This window comes from Streptomyces sp. NPDC059582, assembly GCF_042735715.1.
Lineage (GTDB): Bacteria > Actinomycetota > Actinomycetes > Streptomycetales > Streptomycetaceae > Streptomyces.
Genome location: NZ_JBHWCC010000002.1, coordinates 223723 through 247758 on the forward strand (window position 1 = coordinate 223723; position 24036 = coordinate 247758).

General features: G+C 72.6%; 19 protein-coding genes. 8 read left to right on the plus strand and 11 right to left on the minus strand.

Translation table 11 applies throughout. The features are described from left to right. The first annotated feature begins 33 nt into the window (after nt 1–33). On the plus strand, nt 34–1131 hold the full coding sequence (locus ACFV0T_RS03095) for a DMT family transporter (protein ID WP_385773790.1): 1098 nt from the start codon (nt 34–36) through the stop codon (nt 1129–1131). Continuing rightward, on the plus strand, nt 1101–1592 hold the full coding sequence (locus tag ACFV0T_RS03100; RefSeq protein WP_385773791.1) for a YbaK/EbsC family protein: 492 nt from the start codon (nt 1101–1103) through the stop codon (nt 1590–1592). Before ACFV0T_RS03095 ends, ACFV0T_RS03100 begins: the two co-directional genes overlap by 31 nt. Before the next feature lie 59 nt (nt 1593–1651). Here ACFV0T_RS03100 and ACFV0T_RS03105 read toward each other — a convergent pair whose 3' ends face one another. From ACFV0T_RS03105 to ACFV0T_RS03120, 4 genes are all read right to left on the minus strand, one after another. After that, nucleotides 1652–2374 (minus strand): 3'-5' exonuclease, encoded by a 723-nt coding sequence (locus ACFV0T_RS03105; protein WP_385773793.1) that lies wholly within the window; start codon nt 2372–2374, stop codon nt 1652–1654. Nucleotides 2375–2482: 108 nt separating this feature from the next. After that, nucleotides 2483–3721, minus strand: coding sequence for an SAV2148 family HEPN domain-containing protein (locus tag ACFV0T_RS03110; RefSeq protein ID WP_385773795.1), 1239 nt, complete (start codon nt 3719–3721; stop codon nt 2483–2485). 102 nt (nt 3722–3823) lie between these two features. Further along, complete coding sequence (locus ACFV0T_RS03115) at nt 3824–5140, minus strand: copper amine oxidase (RefSeq protein ID WP_385773797.1); 1317 nt, start codon at nt 5138–5140, stop codon at nt 3824–3826. A 55-nt stretch (nt 5141–5195) separates the two neighbouring features. Then, nucleotides 5196–6017 carry a Tat pathway signal sequence domain protein gene (locus ACFV0T_RS03120; RefSeq protein ID WP_385773799.1) on the minus strand — a complete coding sequence of 274 codons (822 nt, stop codon included), beginning with the start codon at nt 6015–6017 and terminating at the stop codon, nt 5196–5198. Between the two features lie 182 nt (nt 6018–6199). Between ACFV0T_RS03120 and glgX the strand changes: the two genes are divergently transcribed. Beyond that, nucleotides 6200–8311 (plus strand): glycogen debranching protein GlgX, encoded by a 2112-nt coding sequence (gene glgX / locus ACFV0T_RS03125; protein ID WP_385773801.1) that lies wholly within the window; start codon nt 6200–6202, stop codon nt 8309–8311. On the opposite strand, the gene ACFV0T_RS03130 is transcribed toward glgX, so the two are convergent. Beyond that, nucleotides 8308–8526, minus strand: coding sequence for a hypothetical protein (locus tag ACFV0T_RS03130; protein ID WP_385773803.1), 219 nt, complete (start codon nt 8524–8526; stop codon nt 8308–8310). The genes glgX and ACFV0T_RS03130 overlap by 4 nt on opposite strands. On the opposite strand from ACFV0T_RS03130, the gene treY reads away from it, so the two are divergent. Then, nucleotides 8520–10910, plus strand: coding sequence for a malto-oligosyltrehalose synthase (gene treY, locus ACFV0T_RS03135; RefSeq protein WP_385773805.1), 2391 nt, complete (start codon nt 8520–8522; stop codon nt 10908–10910). The two genes, ACFV0T_RS03130 and treY, sit on opposite strands and share 7 nt — an antisense overlap. 711 nt (nt 10911–11621) lie before the next feature. Beyond that, the gene (locus ACFV0T_RS03140) at nt 11622–12872 is read left to right on the plus strand and encodes a M14 family zinc carboxypeptidase (RefSeq protein ID WP_385773807.1); all 1251 of its coding nucleotides are present in this window, start codon (nt 11622–11624) and stop codon (nt 12870–12872) included. Between the two features lie 112 nt (nt 12873–12984). Here ACFV0T_RS03140 and ACFV0T_RS03145 read toward each other — a convergent pair whose 3' ends face one another. Then, nucleotides 12985–14349: a M14 family zinc carboxypeptidase gene (locus tag ACFV0T_RS03145; RefSeq protein ID WP_385773986.1), complete on the minus strand. Its 1365-nt coding sequence runs from the start codon at nt 14347–14349 to the stop codon at nt 12985–12987. A gap of 120 nt (nt 14350–14469) precedes the next feature. After that, nucleotides 14470–15021 (minus strand): FHA domain-containing protein, encoded by a 552-nt coding sequence (locus ACFV0T_RS03150; protein ID WP_385773809.1) that lies wholly within the window; start codon nt 15019–15021, stop codon nt 14470–14472. A gap of 173 nt (nt 15022–15194) precedes the next feature. Between ACFV0T_RS03150 and treZ the strand changes: the two genes are divergently transcribed. Continuing rightward, nucleotides 15195–16940 carry a malto-oligosyltrehalose trehalohydrolase gene (gene treZ, locus ACFV0T_RS03155; protein WP_385773811.1) on the plus strand — a complete coding sequence of 582 codons (1746 nt, stop codon included), beginning with the start codon at nt 15195–15197 and terminating at the stop codon, nt 16938–16940. 76 nt (nt 16941–17016) lie between these two features. Here the strand turns inward: treZ and ACFV0T_RS03160 are convergent, their stop codons facing one another. Then, entirely contained in the window at nt 17017–18057 is a 1041-nt protein-coding gene (locus tag ACFV0T_RS03160; RefSeq protein WP_385773813.1) for an aminoglycoside phosphotransferase family protein, read from the minus strand. Nucleotides 18058–18133: 76 nt separating this feature from the next. Beyond that, a complete protein-coding gene (locus ACFV0T_RS03165) occupies nt 18134–19261 on the minus strand; it encodes an aminopeptidase P family protein (RefSeq protein WP_385773815.1) in 1128 nt (375 codons plus the stop codon). Between the two features lie 246 nt (nt 19262–19507). Here ACFV0T_RS03165 and ACFV0T_RS03170 point away from each other — a divergent pair, with 246 nt between their 5' ends. Beyond that, nucleotides 19508–20263: a metallophosphoesterase gene (locus ACFV0T_RS03170; RefSeq protein WP_385773817.1), complete on the plus strand. Its 756-nt coding sequence runs from the start codon at nt 19508–19510 to the stop codon at nt 20261–20263. Nucleotides 20264–20326: 63 nt separating this feature from the next. On the opposite strand, the gene ACFV0T_RS03175 is transcribed toward ACFV0T_RS03170, so the two are convergent. Continuing rightward, on the minus strand, nt 20327–20926 hold the full coding sequence (locus tag ACFV0T_RS03175; RefSeq protein ID WP_385773819.1) for a PDZ domain-containing protein: 600 nt from the start codon (nt 20924–20926) through the stop codon (nt 20327–20329). A gap of 140 nt (nt 20927–21066) precedes the next feature. Further along, complete coding sequence (locus ACFV0T_RS03180) at nt 21067–21477, minus strand: Fur family transcriptional regulator (protein WP_385773821.1); 411 nt, start codon at nt 21475–21477, stop codon at nt 21067–21069. Nucleotides 21478–21778: 301 nt separating this feature from the next. On the opposite strand from ACFV0T_RS03180, the gene katG reads away from it, so the two are divergent. Beyond that, complete coding sequence (katG, locus tag ACFV0T_RS03185; protein ID WP_385773823.1) at nt 21779–24007, plus strand: catalase/peroxidase HPI; 2229 nt, start codon at nt 21779–21781, stop codon at nt 24005–24007. Nucleotides 24008–24036 lie beyond the last annotated feature (29 nt).

A 24036-nucleotide genomic window follows, 5' to 3' on the forward strand; every position in this document is an offset into this window, starting at 1 on the left:
GGCTTCAGGGACGTGTCGGTGCACGGTGGGCGGGTGTCCGACGCCCGCCGTACCGACGCGGTACTCCTCGTGGTCGCGCTCGTCTGGGGTTCCAGTTATCTGTCCGCCCAGACGGCCGTCGCCGCGCTGCCCGTGCTCACCGTCCTGTTCGCGCGGTACGCGCTCTCCGCCGTCGCCTGTCTGGGCGTCATGTGCGCCGCCCGCGGCGGACCGCGCGGATGGACCCGCGACGAGGTCCGCGCGGGGCTGCCGCTGGGGATGACCCAGGCCGCGGTGCTGGTGGTGGAGACGTACGGCGTCGCCCACACCAGCGCCGCCAACGCGGGCCTCATCATCAGCCTGACCATCGTCCTCACCCCGCTGCTCGACCGCTCCGGTCATCCCGGCGGACTGCCTCCCTCCTTCTACGCCGCCGCCGGCGTGTGTGTGCTGGCCGTCGGCCTGCTGATGTCCGGCAATGGCTTCCACGCGCCCCGTCCGGGCGATCTGCTGATGCTCGTCGCGGCCGGTGTGCGGGCGGTGCACGTGGCGCTGGTCGGCCGGTTCACCGCGCGCCGGGCGGTCCGGCCCCTGCATCTGACGGTGCTCCAGACCCTGATCGGTACGGCGCTGTTCCTGCCGCCGGCCGCCGCGACCGGTCTGTCCGGCCTCGCCCGGGCGGACGCCGCGACCTGGACGCAGCTGCTGTATCTCGCCCTGTTCTGCAGCGTGTTCGCGTTCCTCGCCCAGACCTGGGCGGTCCAGCGCACCTCCGCCAGCCGGGCCAGCCTGCTCCTGGGGACGGAACCCGTCTGGGCCGCGGTGGTGGGCGTCGCGCTCGGCGGCGAACGCTTCGGCCCGCTCACCGGCCTCGGCGCGGCACTGATGGTCGCCGGCACCTACTGGGGGCAGTCCGTGGAACGCGCCCACCGCACGAGAACGCCGAGCACATCGCCCGGACCCGCCCCCGTGCCCCTTCCCATGCCCGGCAGCGGCGGCAAAGGCCGCCCCGGCCCGCACGCCGGCCCCCCGGTCGACGCGCACACCGCCGCCCGCGTCGGCCCGCGCACAGAAACCGGCCCCGACGGCCGCCCCGGCCCGCATCCAGAGAAGGACTCCCCATGTCCGACCACGACACCTACGACCGGTTGATCTCCCTGCTCGACGCCTCCGGCGCCGACTACCGCCTCATCGACCACGAGCCCGAGGGCGCCACCGAGGCCGTGTGCGCGCTGCGCGGTCATCCCGCTTCCGAGGCCGCCAAGTGCATCGTCCTCAGGGTGAAGGTGGACCGGCGCACCACCCGCCATGTGCTCGCGGTGGTCCCCGGCGACCGGCGCGTGGATCTGGACGCCGTGCGGGAGCTGTTCGCGGCGCGCTACGTCGGCTTCAGCGACGCGGAGACCGCCGAGCGGCTGGCCCGCTCCGTCCCCGGGACCGTGCTGCCGTTCGCCTTCGACCCCGGGCTCGAACTCGTCGCCGACCCGGACGTGGTGGCCCGGGAGCGGCTGTACTTCAACGCCGCCCGGCTGGACCGGTCCCTGGTCGTCTCCGGCGCCGACTACGCCCGGCTCGCCGCTCCGCGCGTGGCGCGCATCGCCGGACCGGCCTGATCCGGCCGGCCGAGCCAGACGGGGCCGGGCAGGACAGGGCAGGTCGGGGTCCGCCCCGCTCAGACCCGGTCGTCGGCCGGCTCGCGCAGCGGCCAGGTGCCGTCCACCACCGCGTCCGCGTCGCCCTTGCGGCGCAGGAAGCTCTGGAAGTCCGCCGCCCAGTCGGCGTACCACTCGATCTGGCGGCGGTGCAGTTCCGCCGGGCCGAGGGCCGCGACCTTGGGGTGGCGGTCGGCTATCGCGCAGGCGAGCCGGGCCGCGGCGAGGGCGTCGGCGGCGGCGTCGTGCGCGGAGTCGAGGACGACGCCGTACTCCGCGCAGACCGCTTCCAGGTTGCGCTTGCCGCGGCGGTAGCGGTCGGCCCAGCGGTCGATGGTGTACGGGTCGACGACCGGGGCGGGGTCGAGGCCGCCCAGGCGGTCGCGCAGGGACGGCAGGCCGTGCCTGCGCAGTTCGGCCGAGAGCAGGCTCAGGTCGAAGGCCGCGTTGTAGGCGACGACCGGGACGCCCGTCTTCCAGTACGTCGTGAGGACGTCCGCGATCGCGTCGGCGACCTGGTCGGCCGGTCGGCCCTCGGCGGTCGCGCGTTCGTTGCTGATGCCGTGGACGGCCACCGCGTCCGCCGGGATCTCCACGCCCGGGTCCGCCAGCCACTCCCGGCGTCCTGCCGGCTGCCCGCCTCTGACCTCGATCACGGCTCCCGTGACGATGCGCGCCTCACTCGGGTCCGTCCCCGTCGTCTCCAGGTCGAAGCCGATCAGCAGCTCGCGGTGCCAGGCCATGATGGCCCCCCTTCTCGGTGGTGCTTTCCCCCAGTGGTCTCCACGATCGCATGCGCCACTGACAATCCGAGGACCGCGTTCCGCTTACCCGCACCAGGAACGGACAGTTCAGGACACGGGCCGCGAATCAGCCCAGGCGAGTTCGAACTCCTCGCGATATGCCGAGAAGAGTCCGCCTTCGTCCACCTCGTCCGACTTGACCAGCCGGCTGCCGTTGCGCAGCACCAGCACCGGTGCCTCCATGCCCCGGGTCCGGCGCAGATAGGACTGCACGACGGCGATGCCGTCCGAGCCGTCGCCGTCGACGAGGTAGGCGGTGAACCGCGGGGTCTCGTCGTAGACCTGGATCTGGAAGGCGTCCGGGTCGCGCAGCCGGGAGCGCACCCGGCGCATGTGCAGGATGTTCATCTCCACGGCCCGGCTCAGCTCGCCGCGCTTGAGGCCGAGTTCCCGCTCGCGGCGCTTGACCGCGCTGGAGGCCGGGTTCAGGAACAGCAGCCGCACCCGCGCGCCCGCCTCGGCCAGCCGCACCAGGCGTCGCCCGGAGAAGTTCTGCACGAGCAGGTTGAGGCCGATGCCGATGGCGTCGAGCCGGCGGGCGCCACCGAAGATGTCCTCGGCCGGGAACCGGCGCAGCAGCCGCACCCGGTCGGAGTGCACGGCGACCACGTCCGCGTACCGGTCGCCGACCAGGTCCTCGACCGCGTCGACGGGCAGCCGCCGCGCGGAGGGCACGTCACCGCCGGCGTCGAGCATCTCCAGGAGCCGCGCGGAGGCCCGCTCGGCCTGGTTCAGGACGGCCTCGGACAGGGCCCGGTTGCGGGAGACGACGTTGCGGGTGACCTCCAGCTCGTCCAGGGCGAGCTCGACGTCGCGGCGCTCGTCGAAGTAGGGCTCGAAGCACGGCCAGTGCTGCACCATCAGCTCTCGCAGCTGCGGCAGGGTGAGGAAGCTGATCACGTTGTCGTCGGCCGGGTCGAGCAGATAGCCCTTGCGGCGGCTGACCTCGCGCACGGCGACCGCGCGCTGCACCCACTCCTGGCCGGCGGGCCCGGCCGCGGCGACCACCCACTCGTCGCCGTGGACGGGTTCGTAGATGGGACGCAGAACAGCGGCCACGACCGCGCGCAGCCGCTGTTCGACGAGGTTCAGCCAGATGTAGGCCCGGCCGGCTCGCTGGGCGCGCGTACGCACCTCACGCCAGGCGTCGGCGTCCCAGTCCAGCTCCGGCCCGATGGAACTCGTCTCCATCGGCCGCGCCAGCGACACCGTGCCGGGCGGGACGTCTGCCGAGTTCCCCTCGTGACCCTCGTCACCAGGGGGCAACTCAAGCCCTCCCGAGCCCACCCGCGCACCGCCTTCCGCTCCCCCGAGCTTCCCCGTCCCAACGATCAAGGAAGGGTACTCCGGGAGCGGTCGGCGGTGCAGCCGGATGGACAGGGTCGTTTCTCAACTGGTGGGATCCACTTGACCGTTCTGCCCGGCGAGTTCGGCCGGAGTGAGCGGATTCATAGCCGTCACGTCCCTGGGCGCGATCGAGAAGCCCTGCCAGTGGACCGGCATGGGCTGCTGGTCCTCGTCGCGCGCGATGTGGTGGAAGCCCACGTTCATCCACACCACGGGGTGGGTGAGGGTCTGTCCGCCGACCCAGGTGTCGACCGACTTCCCGTGCCCGGTGCCGCAGGCGAGCGGGTTGTTGCTCGCGTACTGCTCGCACTTGTTGTACTCGGTGAAGTACACGTCGTGCTTGGTGAACGGGCGGCCCGGGTACTTGGAGGTGGGACCGGAGACGATCTCGTACGAACGGGCGTGCCCGTCCTTGTTCTTGCCGGTCGCGCTGACCATGCGCCACCAGCGCATGTTCTTGGCGTCGCCCGCGAGTTCCTTGGTGATCTGGGTGCGGGTGGTCTTGTTGGTCGGGCCCTGCTGGCCGGCCCTGGGCGGGCTGACGACCGAGTCGTACTGCTCGACACGGCCCTTGGAGGAGCCGTCGAGACCGAAGTCGAGCCGCCAGAAGACGTTGTGGCTGTGGCTGGTGGCGTAGGACTTGGCGCCCTTGCCGAGCGGCCAGCCGCGGCCGTCGCCGGCGTCGTAGTCGTACGGCGAGAGGCTGCCGGTGGCGCCGACGTTCATGTTGATCGTGCCGTCGTCCTGGAAGCGCCACTCGGTCATGTACTCGTACCAGCCGACCTTGTTGACCGAGTAGACGAGCAGGTCCTCGCCCTGGGCCTGGTAGACCTTGTTGCCGGTGTCGGCCTGCATGCGGTAGGCGTGTCCGCGCGAACGGGTCGTGGTGCACAGGCCCTTGACGAAGGGGTGCGCGGGGTCCATCCCGTCGGGGACCTTGACCACCCGGAGGGTGCCGCCAGGGCACTCGGCCGGGTCCAGGTTCACCAGGCCGGAGCCGAAGTTGTAGTCCGTGACGTCGTTGAACTCGTTCTTGCCGTCGTCGTAGGGCACATGGATCTGGGCGAGTTCGGCGCTGTTGAGGACCTTGATCGGAGCGGCCTCGCCGGGCGGCTGGTAGGAGACGTCCTCCAGGACCAGCCCGGACCTGCTCTCGAAGCGCCAGCACATGCGCCAGGTGGTGCCGCCGGCGAGCTTCTGCTCGATGCGGTACGTGGTGCTGCACGACGCCGTGGCCGCGGGCGCCGCCTTCGGCTGGGCGGCCGCCGGTCCGGCGGCGGTGGTCACGCCGGCCGCCAGCGCCGCCAGGGACAGCCCCACGGCCGCCTTCCGGGCCCGGCCGATTCTGTTCACGCGCATGAAGAAGTGACTCCCTTACAGGAGGAACGGGTGGGCGATGCGAACGGAGGGCACCTCAGTGGGCGAGCTTGCCGACCTTGCGGGTGCTCAGGTCGATGACGAGCGTCCTGGCGTCGATCCACGGCCCGTTCTTGACTTTCGGGAACAGCCGGACGCAGCGGTGTTCGCCGCACTTGTCGAGGGCGGCCGGCTGGGCACCCGGGGACGCCAGGTACACCATGCCCGTGAGCTGCAACTGGTCCGGTGAGGTCAGTTCCTCGTCCGTGGCGTCCTTGTAGTCCGCCTTCAGGCCCGCGCCCGCGGGATCGGCGATCAGCACCCGGGCGGCCTCGGTCTGCTCGTCACGGCTGAGCGGCGGCTGGACGCCGTGCTGTGTGCTGGTCCGCTCGACCTTCCCGGTGGCGAGGTTCACGGTCCTGGTGACGAGCGTGTCGGTCCGGTAGTCGTAGAACGTGACGTCCGCGCGCCGTGGCGCGTTCGGGTCGTCCAGCTCCGCGGTCTCCGGGTCGGCGAGTTCGACGCCGAGGCGCTGCGGGCCGCGCGCGCCCTCGACGTTCTCCCCGTTGACGAGCAACTGCCGGTTCAGCGCGATCCGCTGGACCTGCTCGACCTCGTCGTCGGTCAGCGGGTCACGGCCCGTTCCCTTCTCGCCCTCGGCCGGGGCCTGTGCCACGACACCCGGCGCGACCGCGCCGCCGCCCTGGTCCTGGGCCGCCTGCCCGGTCGTCTGTCCGCTCTTTCCTCCCTTGCCGGCTCCGGTCTCGTCGGCCCCCGCCGTGCCCGGCAGAGTGATCCCGACCATGACGGCGGTCCCCGCCACCGCCATGGCCGCACCGGCCACCACCTTTCCCAGATGGCGGTGCACTGTCTCGCGCACATCTTCCCCCTACTCCCCGCTACATCCCCGGGAGTATGTGTTTGCCCCACTGGTTCGGCATATCGCGTATGCACTGGTCGTTGGGTAAGAGGGACGTAAGTCACAGGTGGTTCCATTACTTTCGGGGACACTCGGCGCCAAGGCGCCCCCAGCGTCGCCGTACAACTGAAAGAGTCGTGTCCATGCAGGTCTGGCCTGGAGAGGCATACCCACTCGGTGCCACCTACGACGGCGCCGGCACCAACTTCGCGGTCTTCACGGAGGCCGCGGACCGAGTCGAGCTGTGTCTGCTGCACGACGACGGCTCGGAGACGGCGGTCGAACTGCGCGAGAGCGACGCCTTCGTACGGCACGCGTACGTGCCTGGCGTGATGCCGGGCCAGCGGTACGGCTTCCGGGCACACGGCCCGTACGCCCCCGAGCGCGGCCTGCGCTGCAACTCGGCGAAGCTGCTGCTCGACCCCTACGCGAAGGCGGTCAGCGGCTCGGTCCGCTGGGGAGAGGAGGTGTACGGCTACCACTTCGGCAGCCCGGACCGGCGCAACGATCTGGACTCGGCGCCGCACACGATGACGTCGGTCGTGGTCAACCCCTACTTCGACTGGGGCGACGACCGGCGGCCGCGCACCGAGTACCACCACACGGTGATCTACGAGGCTCACGTGAAGGGCCTCACGATGCGTCACCCCGACCTGCCCGAGGAGCTGCGCGGCACCTACGCGGCGCTCGCCCATCCCGCGGTCATCGAGCACCTCACCTCGCTCGGGGTCACCGCGCTGGAGCTCATGCCGGTGCACCAGTTCGTCAACGACCACCGGCTGGTGGACATGGGGCTGAACAACTACTGGGGCTACAACACGATCGGCTTCTTCGCCCCGCACAACGCGTACGCCTCCTGGGGCGACCGCGGCCAGCAGGTCCTGGAGTTCAAGTCGGCGGTGCGGGCGCTGCACGAGGCGGGCATCGAGGTCATCCTCGACGTGGTCTACAACCACACCGCCGAGGGCAACCACCTGGGCCCGACGCTGTCCTTCCGGGGTCTCGACAACCCGTCGTACTACCGGCTGGCCGACGACGCCCGCTACTACATGGACACCACGGGCACCGGGAACTCGCTGCTCATGCGGTCCCCGCACGTCCTTCAGATGATCATGGACTCGCTGCGCTACTGGGTCACCGAGATGCACGTCGACGGGTTCCGCTTCGATCTGGCGGCGACCCTGGCGAGGCAGTTCCACGAGGTGGACCGGCTGTCGTCGTTCTTCGACCTGGTGCAGCAGGACCCGGTGGTCTCCCAGGTGAAGCTGATCGCCGAGCCGTGGGACGTCGGCGAGGGCGGCTACCAGGTGGGCAACTTCCCGCCGCTGTGGACCGAGTGGAACGGCAAGTACCGTGACACCGTGCGGGACCTGTGGCGCGGCGAGCCGCGGGCGGTCGGGGAGTTCGCGTCCCGGCTGACGGGGTCGTCCGACCTGTACCAGGACGACGGGCGCCGCCCGCTGGCCTCGATCAATTTCGTGACCTGCCACGACGGGTTCACGCTGCACGACCTGGTGGCGTACGACGCCAAGCACAACCAGGCCAACGGCGAGGACAACCGGGACGGCGAGAGCCACAACCGGTCCTGGAACTGCGGTGTGGAGGGCGAGACCGACGACCCGGCCGTCCTGGCGCTGCGGGCCCGCCAGATGCGGAACTTCGTCGCCACCCTGATGTTCTCCCAGGGCGTGCCGATGATCAGTCACGGCGACGAGGTCGCGCGCACCCAGCACGGCAACAACAACGCCTACTGTCAGGACAGCGAGCTGGCCTGGGTGCAGTGGCCCGGCGCCGAGGGCAGCGAGCTGCTGGACTTCACCCGGGCGGTCGTGCGCCTGCGCAAGGACCATCCGGTCTTCCGCAGGCGGCGCTTCTTCCACGGCCGGCCCGTGGAGGGCACCCACGACGAGCTGTCGGACATCGCCTGGTTCACTCCGGAGGGCAAGGAGATGACCCAGCGGGACTGGGACTCGGCGCAGGCGTCGGCGCTGACGGTGTTCCTCAACGGCAACGCGATCTCCGAGCCCGGCCCGCGTGGGGAACGGATCGCCGACGACTCCTTCCTGCTGATGTTCAACGCCTCTCCGAAGCGGCTGGACTTCGTGGTGCCGGTCGACCACGGGCGGCAGTGGCAGGTCGTGGTCGACACGGCGCTCGCGGAGGGCGTGCCGGCCGAGACGAGCGCCAGGGTGCAGGCCGGGGACCGGCTGACCCTGGTGGACCGAAGCCTGACGGTGCTGCGGCGGCCCACCTAGGCGCGCCGCGCGGCCGACGGGCGGGACGGCGGCAGCGGCAGCGGCAGCGGCAGCGGCAGCGGCAGCGGCAGCGGCAGCGGCAGCGGCAGCGGCAGCGGCAGCGGCAGCGGCAGCGGCAGCGGCAGTATCGGCGGCGGAGAGGGGGCGTACGGGCGGAGGTGGGCGCGCGGATGACACGAAAGGCGGCGAGGCGGGTACGTAGGTTTCCATGACACCTGAGCGACCTGACCCGACGGTGCCCACCGCCACCTACCGGCTGCAGTTGCAGCCAGAGTTCCCGTTCGGGGCCGCGGCGGCGGTCCTGCCGTACCTGGCCTCGCTCGGCGTCTCGCACGTGCATCTGTCCCCCGTCCTGGAGGCCGTACCGGGCTCGGCGCACGGCTACGACGTCGTGGACCACGCGCGCGTACGGGACGAGCTGGGCGGCGAGGAGGGGCTGCGCGCGCTGGCGCGCACCGCGCGCGAGCACGGGCTCGGCCTGGTGGTGGACATCGTGCCGAACCACATGGCCATGGCCCCGCGGCACAACCGCGCCCTGTGGGAGGTGCTGCGGGAGGGACCGAAGTCGGCGTACGCGCGTTGGTTCGACATCGACTGGGACGCGCAGGGCGGACAGGTGCTGCTGCCGGTGCTGGGAGGTCCGCTCGGCTCGGAGCTCGGACATCTGACGATCGACGGCGACGTGCTGCGCTACTACGACCACGTCCTGCCGCTGCGCGAGGGCACCGCGGAGCTGCCGTTGCCGCGGCTCCTGGAGGCCCAGTGGTACCGGCCGGTGTGGTGGCGGCTGGCCCGTACCGAGCTGAACTACCGGCGCTTCTTCAGCATCTCCGAACTCATCGGGGTGCGGGTCGAGGACCCGGAGGTGTTCGACGCCACCCACGCCAAGACCCTCCAGCTGCTCCACGAGGGCGTCATCGACGGCCTGCGGGTCGACCATCCCGACGGACTCGCCGACCCCGACGCCTATCTGCGGCGGCTGCACGAGGCGACCGGGGGCCGCTGGACGGTCGTGGAGAAGATCCTCGCGGACGGGGAGCCGCTGCCCGCCTCCTGGCCGGTCGCGGGCACCACCGGCTACGACGCCCTCCGGCACGTCGACGGCCTCTTCACGGATCCGGCGGGCGCCGGGGAACTCCTCGGGCACTACCGGCGGTTCGCGGCCCCGCAGACGGACCGCGGCGGCGACTGGGCGGCGACGGTACGGCGGGCGGCGTACCGGGTTCTTTCGCACGAACTGGCCGCCGAGGTCGACCGGTTGACCCGGGTGGCGGACCGCCTTTGCGCGACGTCACCGGACCTGGCGCTGCGCGACCGCGCGCCCTGGGCGCTGCGTACGGCGTTGCAGGAGCTGCTCGTCCGCATGGAGGTCTACCGGCCGTACACCTCGGGTGACGCGGCCGCCGTCGTCACCGAGGAGGCCGCGGCCGAGGCCCGGCTCGCCTTCCTAGTCCCCGAGGAGGCCGCCGCGGTCGATGTCGTACGGGGGCTGCTGCTCGGGCGGCACGGGGACGCGGACGGCCATACGGAGTTCCGTACGCGGTTCGCGCAGACGGCGTCCGCGCTGCGGGCCAAGTCCGTTGAGGACACCGCGTTCTACCGTTATGTGCCGCTGCTGTCGGCGACCGAGGTGGGCGGGAACCCGGGGCACCCCGCCGTCTCCCCGGAGGACTTCCACTCCTACTGCGCGCGCCTGCAGCGCGACTGGCCGCTCGGCGGGACCGTCGTGTCGACCCACGACACCAAGCGCAGCGCCGACGTCCGCGCGGCCCTGGCCGTGCTCACCGAGTGCCCCGAGCGGTGGGCCGACGTACTGGCCGAGGTGACCCGGGACGGTGACGGCGTGCCCGACGCGCAGCTGGCGTGGGCGGCCTGGCAGACGGCGTTCGGGCTCGGTCCGGCGAACCCGGAACGCGTCCAGGACGCGCTGCTGAAGCATGTGCGCGAGGCCGGCCTGTACACCAGCTGGACGGAGCAGGAGCCACCGTACGAGGAGACGGTGGCGCGGTTCGTCGCGGCGGGGCCGTGCGGGGCGCCGGGCGAGCGGGTGGCCGCCTTCCGGGACACGCTGGGGCCGCACATCCGGGCGAACGTGCTGGGAACGGCCCTGGTCCAGCTGACGATGCCCGGCGTCCCCGACCTGTACCAGGGCACCGAGGCCGAGTACCGGGCGCTGGTCGACCCGGACAACCGGCGGCCGGTACGGTTCCCGCCGGACGACCCCGGCGAAAAGGGCAGGGTGACGACGGCCGCCCTGCGGCTGCGCGGGCGACGCCCCGCCGCCTTCGGGGACGCGGCGGCGTACGCGCCCCTGCCCGCCGGGGGCCCGGCCGCGGCGCACTGCCTGGCGTTCGTACGCTCCGGGACGGTCGTCACGGCCGTGACCCGGCTCTCCCTGCGGCTGGCGGAGGCGGGCGGCTGGCAGGACACCCGGCTGCCGCTGCCGCCGGGGCGGTGGGCCGACGTACTGGACCCCGGGCGGGAGTTCGAGGGGCACGCGCGCGTTGCGGAGCTCCTGGGGCCGCTGCCGGTGGCCCTGCTGGAACGGGTCGACGCGGACGGGCCGGCCGGGGACACGGACGCCACCGGCGACGCGTGACGCGCGGCTACCGCCGACGCGTCCCGGCGCAGGAACCCGGTGACAGTCGACTGAGGTGCCCGGCCGCACGGCGTGGTTGCGGTCGGCCGAGCTGCCCGACCGCACGACCCGGTGACAGTCGGCCGAGGTGCCCGGCCTCACGACCCGGTGACAGTCGACTGAGGTGCCCGGCCGCACGACCCGGTGACAGTCGGCCGAGGTGCCCGGCCGCACGACCCGGTGGCGGTCCGCCGAGGTGCCAGGCCTCACGACCCGGTGGCGGTCCGCCGAGGTGCCCGGCCGCACGACCCGGTGACAGTCGACTGAGGTGCCCGGCCTCACGACCCGGTGACAGTCGACTGAGGTGCCCGGCCTCACGACCCGGTGGTGGTCCGCCGAGGTGCCCGCCCCGGCGTGTCCGTCGCCGCCGCGTGCCCTGGAGTCGTCCTCGCGCCCGGCGTGCGCCCACATGCGCTCCCGGGGCGCCGTTCACCGGGCCGGCGTACGGGAACGAGCCACGGCGCGGGGTGTGCGCCGAGCGCCGCCGCACCGCGCCGAGCGGCGGACACCGCGTCGGGCCCGGACGGCCCCGGCCCCCTGCCGGCGCCCACCGCACTGCCTGCCGGCGGTAAACGCTCCTGGGCGCCCCCTGGAGCCTCCCCCTCGGTGTCCTTGACAGTTCACAGAGTCCATGGGGTACTGCGGTTGCGAAGCAGGGCGGACCAATCGGGGGTGAGTCTCCTGCCGGAGCAGCGTTACCCCAGCGTTCCCGAAATGGTCATGCACGCAAGGGTGTTGGCCGCTCGCGTACCCGGCCTGTGCACGCTGCGTCAGGTGGGCCTCTCCCGGGCCGGCCGGCCGTTGCGCCTGCTGTCCGTGGGGCACGCGCGACGTGCCGTCCTCGTCGTCGCGGGCGCCCACGCGAACGAACCGGCCGGCGGCTCCACCCTCCTCGCCCTCGCCGAACAAATCATGGACCAGCGGGAGTTGCGGGCCGACACCTCCTGGCACTTCCTGCTGTGCGCGGACCCGGACGGAGCCAGCCTGCATGTGACCCCGGCTCCGCGCAGCCTGTTCGACTACCACCTCGGCTTCTTCCGTCCCGCGGGTCCGGAGCAGCCCGAGTGGTCGCCGTCCGTGCTGCCGCCCGACCGGCTGCCGCCCGAGACCCGCGCCCTGACCGGGGTCATCGACGAGCTGCGCCCCTACCTCCAGGTCACCCTGCACGGCACCGACCTGGGTGGCAGCTGGGTGCAGCTGACGAAGGACATCCCCGGTCTGGCGGAGCCGTTCGGCAAGTCCGCGGCCGAGCTGCACATCCCGGTGGAGACGGGCGCCTCCGACGCCGCGGGCTGGCCGGCCAGCGGCCCCGGGGTGCACGTGATGCCCGCGCCCGGCACGGACGCCGCGTACCCGAGCATGCCGGACGACGCTCGGCACAGCACCTGGTACCACGCCCACCGGTACGGCGGTCTGACCGCGGTCGTCGAGGTGCCGATGTGGGCGAGCGACCTGGTGGACGACCGCGCGCCGCACCCTGCTCCCGCCGCCGCGATACGCCGTCTCGCGCACCGGCTGCGCCGCGACGCCCTGGAGGTGGAGCGGGTGCTCACCGACGCCCTGCCGCGCCTGGAGGGCGTCGACGGGCCCTTGCTGCGGGCCGCCAACTGGGTGCTGGAGCTGGTGCCGGGGCTGGCCGACGACTGGATCCGCACGCCTCCGGCCGACACCACGATGGCGTACGTCGGCAGCGTCGACGCGTTCGCCCGGCGGCTGCCGCTGCGGGCGGCGGCGATGCTGCTGCGGGTCCTCCAGGAGAGCGACGACCACGCGGCACCACGGCTGGAACGGCTCGTGGCGACCTGGAGCGACGCGTTCGCCGCCCGCTTCCGCGCCCGCTGGGTCCCGCTGGAACACCAGGTCGAACACCAGTCCCGCACCGTCGTCGCCGCCGCCCTCCACGCACGCGACCAGGCCGCGTGAGGCGCCGGCCCCTGCGCCGGATGCGCCTGCACCAGGCGCCGCGGGTACGGCTGATGTGCCGGGTACGGCTGATGTGCCGGGTGCCGCAGGTGTGGTGGGTGCCGCGGGTGCGTCATTCGAGCGGCATCGGCACGGCTGTCTCCGTGCGCCGGCCCCGGTCGCCCGAAGGTGAGTCCTCGCGGGGGTGGCCCGCGGCCAGTTCGAACGCGGCGAGCACCACGCGGGACTGGTACTCCACCTGACGCCCGACCGGGATCCAGCGAGCCCCGCAGCCGTCGCGGTAGTCGGCGCACCACTCGTCGATGAGCCGGTCCAGGTCCGGCAGCGCGCCGGCCGGGTCGCGGCCGGCGTTGCGCACGAGCTGGTGCAGCAGTCCCGCCGTCCGCAGCGCGAGGCGCCGTCCGGCGATCCGCAGGGCGGCGAGGTGGGCGGAGTGCAGGGGCGGCAGCGGACGCCCGGGATCGCTGGTGTCGGGGTCCCAGGCGTCGGCCAGGCCGGGGCAGACGAGTAAATAGTCGTCGACCGGCGCGAGCAGGCGCGCCACGTCCGGCGCGTCGTCGAGGTGCGGCCGGATCCGGCCGAGGAGCAGCTCCAGGAGCCGTGTGTCGTGCCGCAGGACGCGGCTCACCGTGCGCAGCGAGTCGTCCGGGTCGTCCGGCGAAGAGCCGTCCTCCACGGCGGGCACACCCCACATGGGGGCCTCGACGACGGCGGTGACCGTGCCGTGCCGGTGCGGGTGGAACCAGGTGGACTCGACGGCGGCCTCGGTGATGGCCGCGGCCAGGTCGCCCCGGCGCGGGGGCGGGATCCGGTAGACGGCGGGACCCAGGCTGGGCCAGTACAGGGTGTCGTAGGGGCCGAGTTCGCGCGGGATGCCGAGCCGGGCCGCGGTGTGGGCGAGGCGTCCGGCGAGCCCCGGCAGGTCACGGGTCAGCTCGACGAAGCCGCCGCCGACGTCGACGCCGTGCAGCGAGCACTGGAAGAAAGGTTTCAGTTCGTCCTGGAGGTCGAGCAGGGCCCGCGTCTCCGGGAGCGTGACGGCGTCCGCGCCGTCGGGCAGCCACTCGGGCTGTTCGAGGAAGCCGGGACGGAAGAAGTTCCGGAAGTAGTGGCCGAGGGTGTACGGGCCGGGCAGCCAGCCCTCGTTGCGGCGCAGACCGTCGGGGTCCAGGCACAGCAGCAGGTTCCAGGTGGCGTCGGCGCCGTCGGCGAGCCCGGGGTCGGCCAGGACGCGTTCGGCCAGCCGCAGGGCGGTGGCGCCGCCCACGGGTTCGTTCGCGTGCGGTCCGGCCACCACGAGGGCCTGCCGGGTGCCGTGTCCGACGGACAGCAGCCACAGCGGTGTTCCCGCGCGTGAGGTCCCGATCCGGCGCAGCCGGGCGTCCTGGGGGCGTCCGGCGACCAGTGCCGCCGCCCGGGTGCCCAGTTCGTCCACGGTCGGATAGCGGAGGAGTGGCGGCAGGGCACACCTCCACAAGTGGTGCCGTCGGTTCACCTGATGTGCATGGTGTACGCACAGTCAGTCATGGCTCGACGGGTACGTCAACACCGCGGTACGCAAGGGAATTCGACTCCGCGCGGGCCTGTGCGGAGCCGTTCAGTCCACGGCGAGGCGGAACGCGATGCTCCCGAAGCCGATCTGGTCGCCCTCCCGGACGACGGCCGCGCCGATCACCCGGCGCCCGTTCACCGTCGTGCCGTTGGTCGAGCCGAGGTCGCGCAGGACCCACATGCCGCCCTGGCGGCTGAGCTCGGCGTGCACGCGCGAGACGGTCTCGTGGGTGAGCCGCAGTCCACTGGCCGGGTCCCTGCCTATGCGCAGCGCGTGGCCGGCGCCCGGGTGCGGCAGCAGCAGCTTGGGGAGCTTCTCGGCCTGCCAGGCCCGGCGCAGTCGTACGGTGAAACCCGAGACCGCCTCGACGGTGCCGAACACCGCGCGCGCGAAGCGGCTCTCCGTGGCCAGGTCGGCGGTGAGCACGGCGAGTTCGTCGGACCGGCGGGCGGCCAGCGCCAGTTCCATGCGACGGATGAACGTGTCGTGGGAGAGACGGCCCATGGCGACGCCGTCGTGCAGCACCTTCAGCGCCCGGTCGCGCTCCGCGTCGGACAACCGCGCGGGGTACGTGTGGAACTCGAAAGACGACGTCACGCTCGTGATTGTCGGTCAGCGAACCCCGGGTGTCCAGAAAACACGAAAACGGTCTTCACGCGCGCGTACCTTACGACACCCGCCGCAAAAGGATGCTTTCACCGGCGGATTGATCGCGTTTGAAGGACCATGGACGGGCTACATCACGGTCAGCAGACGAAGGGGAACCGTCCGTGCAGTTCGAGGTGTGGGCACCGCAGGCCGACCGGGTCACGCTCCATTGCGAGGGCGTCACGCGCGCGTTGGAGCGCGATCCGACGCGGGCCGGCTGGTGGAGCGGTGTGGCGGAGGCGGAAGACGGCACGCGGTACGGGTTCGCGGTGGACGACGGCCCCGTGCGGCCCGATCCGCGCTCGCGGCGGCAGCCGGACGGACCGGACGGACCGAGCGCGGTCGTCGATCACGGGCGTCACGTCTGGCGCGCCGAGTGGGCGGGCCGTGCGTTGCCCGGGGCGGTGCTGTACGAGCTGCACGTGGGCACGTACACACCCGAGGGCACCCTCGACGCGGCCGCCGAGCGACTCGGCCATCTGGTGGAACTGGGCATCACACACGTCGAGTTGATGCCCCTGTGCCCCTTCCCCGGCCGACACGGCTGGGGGTACGAGGGGGTCTCGCTGTGGGCGGTGCACGAGCCGTACGGCGGCCCCGCGGCGCTGCGGCGCTTCGTCGACCGGGCGCACGAGCTGGGCCTCGGTGTGGTCCTGGACGTGGTGCACAACCATCTGGGCCCCTCGGGCAACCATCTGCCCGCGTTCGGCCCGTACTTCACCGACACGCACCACACCCCCTGGGGCGTCGCGGTCAACCTCGACGCGCCCGGCTCGGACGAGGTGCGCGCGTTCCTGCTGGGCAGCGCGCTGGCGTGGCTGCGGGACTACTGGATCGACGGGCTGCGGCTGGACGCGGTGCACGCGCTGGCGGACACGCGCGCGTGCCACTTCCTGGAGGAGCTGTCCAGGGCCGTGGACACCCTGGCCGCGGAGACGGGCCGACCGCTGTTCCTGATCGCCGAGTCGGACCTCAACGACCCGCGGCTGATCTCCGCGCGCGCGGAGAACGGTCTCGGCCTGCACGCGCAGTGGAGCGACGACTTCCACCACGCCCTGCACACCGCGCTGACCGGGGAGTCCCAGGGTTATTACGCGGACTTCGCGCGCGCCCCTCTCGCGGCGCTCGCCAAGACCCTGATGGGCGGCTACTTCCACGACGGCACGTATTCGAGTTTCCGGGGCCGGCGTCACGGCCGCGCCCTGGACCGCAGCCGCGTGGCCGCGCACCGGCTCGTCGGCTACAGCCAGACCCACGACCAGGTCGGCAACCGCGCCCAGGGCGACCGGCTGGCCGCGACCCTCTCCCCCGGACTGCTGGCCTGCGCGGCCACGCTGACACTGACGGCTCCGTTCACGCCGATGCTGTTCATGGGCGAGGAGTGGGCCGCGGGCACGCCCTGGCAGTTCTTCACCGACCACACCGATCCGGAGCTCGCGGACGCCGTACGCCGAGGCAGGCGCCGGGAGTTCACCGCGCACGGCTGGGCCGAGGAGGACGTACCGGATCCGCAGGACCCGGCGACGCGCGACCGCTCCTGTCTGGACTGGTCCGAGCCGGAGCGCGAGCCGCACGCGCGCGTACTGGACTGGTACCGCCGCCTCCTCGCGCTGCGGCACACCCAGCCCGACCTCACCGATCCCGATCTCGCCGACACGAAGGTGGCGTACGACGAGGGGGCCCGCTGGCTGGCCTTCCGTCGTGGCGACGTACGCGTGGCGGTGAACCTCGGCAAGGAGACCGCGTCGATCCCCCTGGGCACCCGCCCGGCCCGGGTGCTCGCCGCCTGGGAACCGGTCGAGCAGCCGGGGCCGGACGGGGTGCTGCTCGTGCCCGGGGAGTCGTGCGTGGTGCTGGAACAGGGCTGAGGGGCGGCGGGGCGGAACGGGGGGCGGACCGCAGGGCGGGGAGGTCGCCCACCGGAGCCGTGAGCGGGCTCGGGAGCTACAGGTCGTCCTCCTTCTCGTCCGGGTCCTCCTCCCGGATCTCCGTCACCCGCTCCAGCAGGATCGCCTCCCAGGCGCGGCGCAGCTGGGTCCGCAGCAGCGGCAGCGGGCTGTCGTCGCGGCCCTCCAGGCGCTCGGCGAGGCGGATGACCGTGTCGCAGCGGGCGAGCCACAGGCCGCGCAGACACGGGCGGGCGCCGTAGCCGGCGAGGGTGGCGGCGCGTACGGCGGCGGGGGCCCCGACGGCGAGCGCGAGCCCGGCGATGTCCTCCGCGGGGTCGCCGACGACCGCGTCGGTCCAGTCCAGGACGCCGCGCACCCGGCCGTCGGCGCTGACCACGAGGTGCTCGCCCCTGAGGTGGTGGTGCACGAGGACGGCCACGCCGGGCTGGGCGACGAGCTGGGCCGCGCCGGACGGGGTGAACTGGTGCAGCGGCGCGGGGTCGAACTCGTCGGCCGCGCCGAGGAGTTCCGCGGCCGGGACGGCCATCCGGCGCAGCGCCTCCAGGGAACGCGGGGCGGTACGCGGCACGCCGAGCGTCTCGGCCTGCCGGGCGGGCACCTCACGCAGCCCGGTGAGCAGTCCGGCCAGGTCGGCCTCGCCCAACGCGGACACGTCGTGTTCCTCGGCCGAGCCGCCGGGCAGCTTGGTGTCGAGCGTGTAGGCGAGTCCGGGCGCCCAGTCGCCGCGTGCCACGCTCGTCGGGACGGCGACGGGGACATGGGGCCGGACCAGTTCGCGCAGCCGCAGTTCACGGCGTCGGCGGGTGGTCGCCTCGCGGTCGGTGGCCAGGCGCAGCACATGCCGACCGCCGACCCACCACGTGGAGTGCTCGCCGCCCTCGGTGACGGGCCGCACGTCGGGTCCGGCGACGGTGCCGTCCGGGCCGGCCCCGCCGCCTTCGCCCTCCGCGCCCGCCCTGCCTTTTCTGCCTGTCGTCCTGCCTGCCGTGCCGTAGCCGTCCTCCTCGCCCCCCTCGGTGAGGGAGCGGATCAGTCGGCGGACGATGTCCGCGGTGGGTGTCGGTGCCTGGGTCATGGGTCGCGCCGTCGCTCGGTGGTGTGGTCGAGGGTGAGGTCTCCTGGAGATCCTGGAGATCCTTCGGATCGCGTCTTCAGTCCACTATGACCATCTCGCGGGTCGTGTCGTTGAGGCGGCGGCCGCCCTCCTCGGTCACGGCCACGATGTCCTCGATGCGCACCCCGAACCGGCCGGGCAGATAGACGCCGGGTTCGACGGAGAAGCACATGCCGGGCACGAGGGGCCGTTCCTCGCCCTCGATCATGTAGGGCGGCTCGTGGGTGGTGACGCCGATGCCGTGGCCGGTGCGGTGGATGAAGTACGGGCCGTACCCGGCGTCCTCGATGACCTTGCGGGCGGCCCGGTCGACCTCCTGGCAGGCGACGCCGGGGCGCACGGCCCGGAAGCCCGCCTCCTGGGCCGCGCGCACGAGGTCGTGGACCGTCCGTTCCTCGTCCGTCGGCTCGCCCACGTGGACCGTGCGGCTGGTGTCGGAGCCGTAACCTTCCTTGAGGCCGCCGAAGTCGAGTACGACCATGTCGCCGCGTTCGATGACGAGGTCGCCCACCTCGTGGTGCGGGTTGGCGCCGTTCGGGCCGGAGGCGACGATGGTGAAGTCGACCTGGGAGTGCCCGAAGCGCCGCAGCAGGCCGGCCAGGTCGGCGGCGACGTCGGACTCCCGGCGGCCGGCGAAGCGTACGTCGCGGATCTCCTCGAAGGCCGCGTCCGCGGCGGCACCCGCGGCCGCCAGCAGCTCCAGTTCCGCCGCGTCCTTGACGGCGCGCAGCATCGGCAGGGCGTCGGTGAGGGAGGCGTAGGAAGTGCCGGGCAGCGCCCTCTGGAGGGCGAGCAGGTGCATCGCCCAGGCGTTGTCGCTGACCCCGAACCGGCCGGAGACGTCGAGGAGGCCGGCGGTCATGGCGTAGGGGTCCTTGCCGTCGGTCCAGTCGCGCAGGGTCAGGACGGGGGCGCCGGTGGCCTTGGCCGCGTCGGGGGCCTCCAGCGTCGGGACGACGAGGACCGGGTCCTGGCCGGCGGCGAGGACCAGCAGCGTGAGCCGTTCGGTGGCCGCGGGCGGCGCGTAGCCGGTGAGCCAGACGAGGTCAGGCCCAGGGGCCACCAGGAGCCCGGCCAGCCCGGCGTCCGCGGCGGTGCGCGCGGCTCGGTCCATCCGGGTCCTGTAGTCGTCGGCGGTGAAGAGCGCGGCCGTACTGCCGGACATCCGGGCCTCCCTGGGCGGGCGAAGAGGAACTACGGGCAGCATCCTGCCCGGCCGGAGGGGCCCGCGCGAGCCGGTCGGCGGAGCCGAACGGGCACATCGCGCCGACCGCCGCCGGGAACGGGCCGGGACGTGCGGCGGCTCTGCCCGTCGCCACCCCACAGCACCGAGCGGACAAGGATTGATCAACCATCAGATCTAATGGTTAGATTCCAGCTATCCATTAACGGATAGGGGAGGGTGACGACCGTGCTGGTACTCGCACACATCAGCGATCTGCATCTGGACGGCAGCGCTCGCGCGACGGAGCGTGCCCAGCGGGTGCGCGACCGGCTGTGGGGCCTGCCGGGCCGGGTGGACGCTCTGCTGGTCACCGGGGACATCGCGGACCACGGCACGGAGGCGGAGTACGAGGAGGCCGCCCGGCTGCTCGGCCTGCGGGCCGCCGACGCGCCGTTCCCGGTGCTGACCTGCCCGGGAAACCACGACAGCCGTGCCCCGTACCGCAAGGCGCTGCTGGGACTGCCCCCGGCCGACGGGCCGGTCGACAGCGTGCACGTCTTCGACGGCGGCGCCGTACTGATGTGCGACTCCAGCATCCCGGGGAGCGACGAAGGGGCCCTGGACGAGGACACGTACGCCTGGATCGAGGAGACGCTCGACGACCTCGGTGGCGACCTGCCGGTCCTGCTCGCCTTCCACCATCCGCCGGTGACGCTGCACCACCCGCTGCCCGACTCCTACCTGCTGGAGGACGCCGCGGCACTGGCGGCGCTGGTGGAGCGCAGGCCCGAGATCGCCGGGTTCGTCACCGGGCACGCGCACACCGGGGCCGCCACCTCCTTCGCCGGCCGGCCGCTGGTCGTCGGCCCCGGGGTGACCTGGACGCTGCGGCTGCCCTGGGAGGGCGAGCAGGTCGCGGACCGGGACGCGCCGGTCGGGCTGGCCTTTCACGTGCTGGACGACGAGGGGCGGCTCACGAGCCACTTCCGGGCGGTCGGGTGACGCCCCCGGGACCGCCCTTGCGGGCGGTCGGGTGACGCCCCCCGGAACGGCCCTTGCGAACGGTCAGGTCACGACCCCCGGGACGGCCGTCAGCTGCTGGTAGCCGCCGCTGCGGTGCCGGATCGTCAGCGTGACCTCCGCGCCGGGGCGGGCCCGGGCGACGGCGCGCGCGAGATCGGCGGCCGAGTCGACCCGGGTCCGGCCGAAGGCGAGGAGGACATCGCCGCGGACCAGTCCCGCCGTGTAGCCCGGCCCGGGAACATGGACGCCGACGACCATCGCCCCGGCCTTCTCGGCGTCCACCGCCTCCACGCCGAGGGTCGCGCCGGGGCCGTCGGGCGACGGGGAGGGCACCGGGGAGGGGGCGGCGCCCGGGCGGCCCGGGGCGGACGCGGTTCCGGGCACCCCCGGACCGTGCCGCTGCGCCGCCTGACGCTGGAGTTCCGCGAGCTTGCTCATGCCGATCACCGTGGCCCCCACGGTTCCGAGCCCCACCCCGGACAGCACCAGCACGGCCCCGACGAACAGGCCGAACAACACAGTCGTGAGCCGTCGGCCACGGCGTCGCGCGGCATGCGGACGCCGGGACTGGCCGCCGGACCTCGCACCGCCCGGCGGCTCCTGGCCGGGCATCGGCTTGGGACGCAACGCAGTCTGTTCCATGGATCGCCTCCGGCTGGTGCTCTACCCGGAGCACCGGCACGGAACGAGACACGAACGAGTGAGACTGCGAGGGGGTCCGGAGCGGGAAGCATCCGTTTCGAGCGCACCACGACGCCGGGGTCGCGCCCGGCCGTCCGCGCCTAGGCGCAGGAAGGGCACAGCCCCCGGTAGGTCACCTCGACCTCGGACACCACGAAGCCGAACCGCTCCACCGCCGGGAGGTCGGCCAGCAGGTCACCCGTCGGGTGGACGTCTCGGACGGTGCCGCAGTGGGAGCAGACGAGGTGCTGGTGCGGGTGGTGCGCGTTGGGGTCGTAGCGCTTGGCGCGGCCGTCGGTGGAGACCTCTATGACCTCACCGAGGGAGACCATCTCGCCCAGGGTGTTGTAGACGGTCGCCCGGGAGATCTCGGGCAGCCGCCGGGCCGCGCGGGCGTGCACCTCGTCGGCCGTGAGGTGCACGTGGTCGCCGTCGAGGACCTCCGCAACGACACGTCGCTGGGAGGTCATCCGCCAGCCACGTCCTCGCAGTCGCTCCAGCAGGTCACTCATATCGGTTTCACCTTTTCAGGTTCGGTGGGTCACCGGATTTTACCAGTGGACATCCGGGTTCCTATTGGATATGGGTTTGGCATGCTTCTTGACTAAGACTCTGTCCATCGTAGGATCGGATCTGGCGATAGCCAAGGGACAGGAAGGCTCCAGTACGACGGGAGACGAGGATGCGATCGCGAGGCCCGCCACGGCCTTCCCCGCGCCCCACCGTCCCCTCGGGTTCTGTCCCCCACGCTGTTCCACCACACGCAGCAGCACCCGCGCACCGTGATCCGCCCCGTCCGGAAGAAGGATTCCCATGTCCGAGAACCACGACGCAATCGTCACCGACGCGAAATCGGAGGGCGCAGGTGGTTGCCCGGTCGCGCACGGCCGCGCCGCGCATCCGACTCAGGGCGGCGGAAACCGCCAGTGGTGGCCGAATCGCCTCAACCTGAAGATCCTGGCCAAGAACCCCGCCGTGGCCAACCCGCTCGGCGAGGACTTCGACTACGCCGAGGCGTTCGGCGACCTCGACCTGGCGGCCGTGAAGCGGGACATCGCCGAGGTGCTGACGACCTCGCAGGACTGGTGGCCGGCCGACTTCGGCAACTACGGCCCGCTCATGATCCGTATGGCCTGGCACAGCGCGGGCACCTACCGGATCAGCGACGGCCGCGGCGGCGCCGGCGCCGGACAGCAGCGGTTCGCCCCGCTCAACAGCTGGCCGGACAACGGCAACCTCGACAAGGCCCGCCGTCTGCTGTGGCCGGTCAAGAAGAAGTACGGCCAGAACATCTCGTGGGCCGACCTCATGATCCTCACCGGCAACGTCGCCCTGGAGACGATGGGCTTCAAGACCTTCGGCTTCGCCGGCGGTCGCGCCGACGTGTGGGAGCCCGACGAGGACGTGTACTGGGGTCCCGAGACCACCTGGCTCGACGACCAGCGCTACACCGGCGACCGCCAGCTGGAGAACCCGCTCGGCGCCGTCCAGATGGGCCTCATCTACGTCAACCCGGAGGGCCCCAACGGCAATCCGGACCCGCTGGCCGCGGCCCGCGACATCCGTGAGACGTTCCACCGGATGGCGATGAACGACGAGGAGACGGTCGCCCTGATCGCGGGCGGTCACACCTTCGGCAAGACCCACGGCGCGGGCCCGGCGGACAGCGTCGGCGCCGACCCCGAGGCCGCCTCCATCGAGGAGCAGGGTCTCGGCTGGAAGAACTCCTTCGGCACCGGCAAGGGCGCCGACGCGATCACCAGCGGCCTCGAGGTCACCTGGACCAGCACGCCGACCCAGTGGGGCAACGGTTTCTTCGAGAACCTGTTCCGCTACGAGTGGGAGCTGACGACGAGCCCCGCCGGCGCCCACCAGTGGGTGGCGAAGGACGGGGCCGGCGCGGGCACCATCCCGCACGCCCACGACGCGTCGAAGAGCCTGGCCCCGACGATGCTGACCACCGACCTCGCGCTCCGCCTCGACCCGGCCTACGAGCAGATCTCGCGTCGCTTCCTGGAGAACCCCGAGGAGTTCGCGGACGCCTTCGCTCGCGCGTGGTTCAAGCTGACCCACCGCGACATGGGCCCGATCGTGCGCTACCTCGGCCCTGAGGTCCCGTCCGAGGTGCTGATCTGGCAGGACCCGCTCCCCGCGGTCACCCACGAGCTCGTCGGCGCCGAGGACATCGACTCCCTCAAGGAGCGGATCCTCGCCTCCGGCCTGTCGGTGTCGCAGCTCGTGTCCACCGCGTGGGCGTCGGCCTCGTCCTTCCGCGGCAGCGACAAGCGCGGCGGCGCCAACGGCGCGCGCGTCCGGCTCCAGCCGCAGAGCGGCTGGGAGGTCAACGACCCCGACGAGCTGGCGACCGTACTGCGCACCCTGGAGGGCATCCAGGAGTCCTTCAACGCCTCCCTGTCCGGCGGCAAGCAGATCTCCCTCGCCGACCTGATCGTGCTCGCCGGTGCCGTGGGCGTCGAGAAGGCCGCCAAGGACGGCGGCTTCGACGTCGAGGTGCCCTTCGCGCCGGGTCGCGCGGACGCGTCGCAGGAGCAGACCGACGTGGAGTCGTTCGCCGCGCTGGAGCCGACCGCCGACGGGTTCCGCAACTACTACGGCAAGGGCAACCGGCTGCCGGCCGAGTACCTGCTGGTCGACCGGGCGAACCTGCTGAACCTGAGCGCGCCCGAGATGACCGTCCTCGTCGGTGGCCTCCGGGTCCTGGGCGCGAACCACCGGCAGTCGTCGCAGGGCGTCCTCACCTCGGCCCCCGGCACGCTGACCAACGACTTCTTCGCCAACCTGCTCGACATGGACACGACGTGGACGGCGACGTCCGAGGACGCTCACACGTTCGAGGGCCGCGACGCCTCGGGTCAGGTCAAGTGGACCGGCAGCCGGGCCGACCTGGTCTTCGGGTCCAACTCCGAGCTGCGTGCGGTCGCCGAGGTCTACGCGAGCGACGACGCGAAGGAGAAGTTCGTGAACGACTTCGTCGCGGCCTGGGCGAAGGTCATGGACCTCGATCGGTTCGATCTCGCCTGATCACCTGATCACCTGATCACCTCTTCCGA